This window comes from Chamaesiphon sp. VAR_69_metabat_338, assembly GCF_031423935.1.
GTDB lineage: Bacteria > Cyanobacteriota > Cyanobacteriia > Cyanobacteriales > Chamaesiphonaceae > Chamaesiphon.
On record NZ_JANPGM010000701.1, the window covers coordinates 1 to 5135 of the forward strand.

Consider the following 5135-nt stretch of genomic DNA (forward strand, 5'->3'; position numbering starts at 1 on the left):
GAATTTTGGCATACCCACGCGCACAGCGACGATTTACACCAGCACGGACATCCAGCAGATGTAGAAGACGATCGATCGATCGCTCATCAACACTCCCATGCCCACTCCCATTTCAGTCATATCCACGCGTACACTGATATCAGTCACCAGCATTCGATCGATAAATCTCATTAGAACATTGGGGTTGAAGTTTCGTCTCAAGCAGCAGATGGTTTTTAGGATCGATTATCAACTATCAATTATCAACTATCAACTATCAACTACATAATGGATACCCAACCAATCATCCGCCTCGAAGACGTCAACAAAACTTATGGGATCGAAGACACCCTCGTTAAAGCTTTAGATGGTGTAAATCTAACCATCTCAGAAGGGGAATACTGCTCGATCATGGGGCCATCAGGTTCGGGCAAATCCTCCGCGATGAATATCATCGGTTGTCTCGATCAGCCTACCAGCGGACATTACTATCTCGACAAACTCGATGTGTCTACCGTCCCCGACGCCGAACTTGCCAAAATCCGCAATCGCAAACTGGGATTTATCTTTCAACAATTCCATTTGCTCCCCCAGCTGAACGCCCTCGAAAATGTGATGTTGCCGATGGTATATGGCGGCACGCCGCCGAGCGAACGCAAAGAGCGTGCCGTCGCTGCATTAGAAAAAGTCGGCTTGAGCAATCGCATGGCCAATCGCCCCAATCAACTCTCCGGCGGACAACAGCAGCGGGTGGCGATCGCCAGGGCAATTGTGGGGGAACCGCGCGTTCTGCTGGCCGATGAGCCGACAGGCGCATTAGATTCGCGAACGACTCAGGAGGTAATGGATATTTTTACCCAGCTCAATGAGACGGGCATCACGATCGTGATGGTGACTCACGAACCCGATGTCGCCAAACAAACCAAGCGGATTGTCTGGTTTAGAGATGGTCAAGTTATCCACGATAATCTCACCCCTGCTGATATCTATCGGGTAGCAATGGCAGGTGGAGTGGAGTGAATAGTTGATAACTGTAGGGTGTGTTATCGCGTCAGCGTAACGCACCAAATCGATTGTGTTATCGCGTTAGCGGCTTGCGCACGCCTTTGTTTCCCGACGGTTTGCGACTGAAATCACGCGGAGGTTCCCTCCGCATGTGTTTCAGTCAAGACAGCGTAACGCACCAAATCGATCGGGTTATCGCGCCAAACATTCAGTTAATTACGATCGATTTCATCAAGCATCTCTTCGATCGGTTCGGATGATTTGACCAAGATTTTATCGACTCTTTTGCCATCCATATCGATAATTTCAAATCGTAATTGTCGCCATTCAAAATATTCGCCCGAAATTGGAATCTTACCCAGTTGCATGATCGCAAACCCGCCCAGGGTATGATAGTTGCCGCGATCGATCGCGCTTTCGGGAATGTCGAACTGTTCGAGTAATTCTTCGATCGATAGCATCCCATCTAATAACCAGGAACCATCCTCGCGCTGAATGATTTGGGGTTCTTCGGGTTCTTCATTGAAATCGGTAATATCGCCAAAAATCTCTTCAAAGAGATCGTGCATGGTGACTAAACCTTGGATCACCCCATATTCATCTACCACCATGGCGATATGGGTGCCAAATTTCTTAAATTGTTCGAGGACTTTGAGTCCGCGCGTGCTTTCGGGAATGAATAGCGGTTGGCTCAAGGAAGCCGTCAGATTGATTTCTTCGCCTTTGAGGGTTTGGGAGAGCAAATCGGCAACGTGAACTACTCCCAAGACCCGATCGAGTTCGCCTTCGCAGACTGGCAACCGTGAATAATCGCTATCGATAATTTTTTGGCGGGTAATCCCGACGCGATCGTTGATATCGATCCAGGTAATATCCGGGCGGGGGGTCATCAGCGCGCCGATTTTGAGATCGCCTAAACTCAGGACGCCTTCGACCATATCCTGTTCGGATTCTTCAAACATCCCCGTTTCGGTACCTTGTTCGATCATCACTTTGATCTCTTCTTCGGTCACTTCCGGACGTTCGGTGCGTCTGATCCCAAATAGCTTGACTACAAAGTTGGTCGAACGGCTCAACATAAAAATCAGCGGTGTCGAGAGCCGTGCCAGCAGATCGATCGGTCTAGCGAAAAAACTGGCAATCTTTTCGGGACTATTGAGGGCAATCTGTTTGGGTACCAGCTCGGCAATGACAATTGTCAGATAGGTAATTGTGGCGATCGCCAGAATTGACGCGATCGGTTCGCTATACTGACGCGGCAACCATTGTTCTAATTGGGGTGCCAGCAGTCGCGAAATCGCACTCTCTCCCCGCGCACCAGACAAAATTGCCATCAAGGTAATTCCCACTTGGACTGTGGGCAAAAAGCGATCTGGGGTCATTGCTAAGTCTAGAGCGACTTCAGCGCGCCGATCGCCGTTATTTGCCAATTGTTGCAATCTCACTTTCCGTGCTGAGACGATCGCCATCTCGGACATTACAAATACACCATTGAGCACGATTAGCACAGAAACCAGCAATAATTCCGCAGTTGGGGACATGAAACCAAGAGTGAAGGATGTCTTAAGTAGGGTAGGTAGGGGGCATTGCTACCCCTTTCCCCCCGAAAAACCGTGCTTACAAGTTTCCAAGTACACGGCTTGAGCAATTCACTTTTGATGGTGAATTTTGTGGTGGCAGTATTGATGAACCCAGATTAGGTTTCTGATTTCATCTTTACCACCTTGACTTTTAAGGATGATGTGGTGCAGGTCTATAGGTTCATCATTAAAGAGCGATTCCCCGCAGACCGTACATTTGTATCCTTGGTTGTTGGCTACTTTTTCTTTGGTTTTATTGTATCTCGTGGCTTCACTCTTAGCTTTGGTTTTCCATCTTTTCTCCCAATAATCCTTTAATTTAGGGTCATCTGGGGAGGAAGATTTAGTTACCATTGCATATCTCTCGATATTAAACCAAGCGAACTTGAGCATGTATGCCCCGATCTTTTTATCGCCAAAGTCCCATTTTGAACTCCTCGACAGGTTCAATCTCCCCCAGTACTTCCCTTTTTTCCAATAATTTGGTTTATTAGGGTGAGTTCTGTTGGCGTATCTTCTTTGTCGAGTAAATAGGTAATCATCTAACTTCCTGAAAGTTCTACTAGATACTACCTTACGACAGTATTCAGCAATACCCCTAATGACGGGGTTTATTTCAGCAATTAAATGTCCTACTGTTTGGCCATGATATTTAAGAAATGTTTTTCTGATTTTGGATTTGGCTTCTTTCACAAACTTATTACTAGGTTTGATAAGTAGCTTCCATCCTGTTTTGGTGGTTTTATCTTGGTATTGTCTGATATTGAATCCCAGAAAGTCGAATCCTTCAGAGATGTGAACTATTTTGGTCTTTTCCTTAGAAAGTTCCAGACCTCTGAGTCCCAACCATTCTTCTGTGGTTTCTTTTGCTTTAAGAGCATCATCTTCTGATTCGCACAGTATCACAAAATCGTCCGCATACCTGACCAGTATTCTTTTACCTTTACTTTCGCCTATCTTGTTGTATTTAACACCTAAGTGTTTTTCCAACCCATTAAGCGCAATGTTGGCTAATAGTGGTGAGATAATACCCCCTTGTGGGGTTCCAGATTCGGTTCGGTGGAATGTATTACCATCCACGTAGCCTGATTTGAGCCATGCACTAATTAATCTTCTAGCGGGAAAATTCCCGATTGATTTCATCAGATTATGATGGTCAATGCTATCGAAACATCCGCTGATGTCGGCATCTAATATCCATTTCTTCGTCTTATGAGGACGTAAACATTGATAAATTTTGCCAATTGCATCATGAACGCTCCGTCCTGGGCGGAAACCGTAGCTACATCCTTCAAATTTGGCTTCCCAGTAAGGTTCCAAGGCATTCTTAACGATTGCCTGGAAACACCTGTCTCTGATGGTTGGTATGCCTAGCTGTCTATTCTTTCCGTTTGTTTTAGGTATATATACTCGTCGGGCAGGTTTTGGTTGCCAATCCTTATTATTCATGGCTAGGTCGTTAGTTAGTTTCATCCTTTGTAAAGGTGTCTTGACTAAAACCCTGTCTACCCCTGCGGTATTTTTTCCTTGGTTATCTTGTGTCGCTTTTCTCACAGAGAGAAGGACGTTCGAGTAACTACGGAGCATTAACCGTTGTAACGAGCGAACCTTTTTGATTTCACCATTTTGAGTTGCCTTGAATATTCGCTGCCTCAATTGCCTAACAATGCGATTAGCTTTCCGCCAGTTGACGTTATGCCAATCGCTGTTCTCAATCGTTACGCTTACATCAGTTGTCTGTTGCATCTAGCTTTTCTGATTAAGTTCGGTTCTTTTACTTTGAACATTCAGACTGAATCACCTGTTGAAGTCAGCACCCTTTCAAGTTGGGTATTACCCTATCCATCCAGTTATTAGCTTTTGAGCTTTTCCTGTTCTCTTTCGAGTAATGGCATTCGCTTTGTCAACATCCTCTTCCTCCTTAGTAATTCGGCTTTCCTTGCGGTTGGCTTACTTCAGTTATTAATTGAAGAACTAATGGGGATTGCCCCGTTTCACACCCTTGAGATGCGACGTATTTAGGTTCCCGCTTTACTCCGAGGGTATTTGGTAGTCTAAACTAACTACAGTATGAAGTTAATTCTTTATCAAACAATAGATAAGTGTTTGACCTTATCCCTGTGATAACCTAATCATCGTTGGTCATTTTAGAATAACGAAGTCTGAACGCGAGTTCACATAAGTTAACCATGTACGTCTTACCCTAGCCCGTTGTTTCCTCGTATGATTCGGTTCGTAACGGACACTTAACCCTTTAGCTCTGATACCTTGCCGTTACCAGCAACGCACCTTTGGGCGGGTACAGTCTTGACTACTAGACTGGAGTCTTTCTAAGGGACTCACTCTTTGGTGCGCCTTTCGGGTCGCACTACTACAGTTCTATTATGCCAGAATGGAATTGCCCCTACTGACAACCCAAAAGAAAAAGCCCGCAGGTGCGAGCTTTTCATTCTTAGATTAAATTAGCGACATTTAACGTCTGGCTAATTTCTTAGAAATCTTCCGTAACCGAATCGATAGAGGAGTGACTTCCACCAACTCATCGCCACTGATATATTCGAGTGCGCGTTC

Annotated in this window: 4 protein-coding genes; 1 reads left to right on the plus strand and 3 read right to left on the minus strand. The window is 45.3% G+C overall.

What is annotated here, in order from left to right; translation table 11 throughout:
- Positions 1–267: 267 nt before the first annotated feature.
- Positions 268–999: an ABC transporter ATP-binding protein gene (locus tag RMO84_RS19585; RefSeq protein WP_310490115.1), complete on the plus strand. Its 732-nt coding sequence runs from the start codon at positions 268–270 to the stop codon at positions 997–999.
- A gap of 197 nt (positions 1000–1196) precedes the next feature.
- Here RMO84_RS19585 and RMO84_RS19590 read toward each other — a convergent pair whose 3' ends face one another.
- The 3 genes from RMO84_RS19590 to RMO84_RS21425 form a co-directional block, all read right to left on the minus strand.
- Positions 1197–2525: a hemolysin family protein gene (locus RMO84_RS19590; protein ID WP_310490116.1), complete on the minus strand. Its 1329-nt coding sequence runs from the start codon at positions 2523–2525 to the stop codon at positions 1197–1199.
- 108 nt (positions 2526–2633) lie between these two features.
- The gene (gene ltrA, locus RMO84_RS19595; RefSeq protein WP_310490117.1) at positions 2634–4310 is read right to left on the minus strand and encodes a group II intron reverse transcriptase/maturase; all 1677 of its coding nucleotides are present in this window, start codon (positions 4308–4310) and stop codon (positions 2634–2636) included.
- 726 nt (positions 4311–5036) lie between these two features.
- Positions 5037–5135: hypothetical protein (locus tag RMO84_RS21425; protein ID WP_396135906.1), on the minus strand; the 99-nt coding region annotated here is incomplete at its 5' end.

Bases quoted from the DNA above. Each gene is read 5' to 3' on its own strand.
- RMO84_RS19585 (WP_310490115.1), top strand. From the start codon at position 268: ATGGATACCCAACCAATCATCCGCCTCGAAGACGTCAACAAAACTTAT.
- RMO84_RS19590 (WP_310490116.1), bottom strand. From the start codon at position 2,525: ATGTCCCCAACTGCGGAATTATTGCTGGTTTCTGTGCTAATCGTGCTC.
- ltrA (WP_310490117.1), bottom strand. From the start codon at position 4,310: ATGCAACAGACAACTGATGTAAGCGTAACGATTGAGAACAGCGATTGG.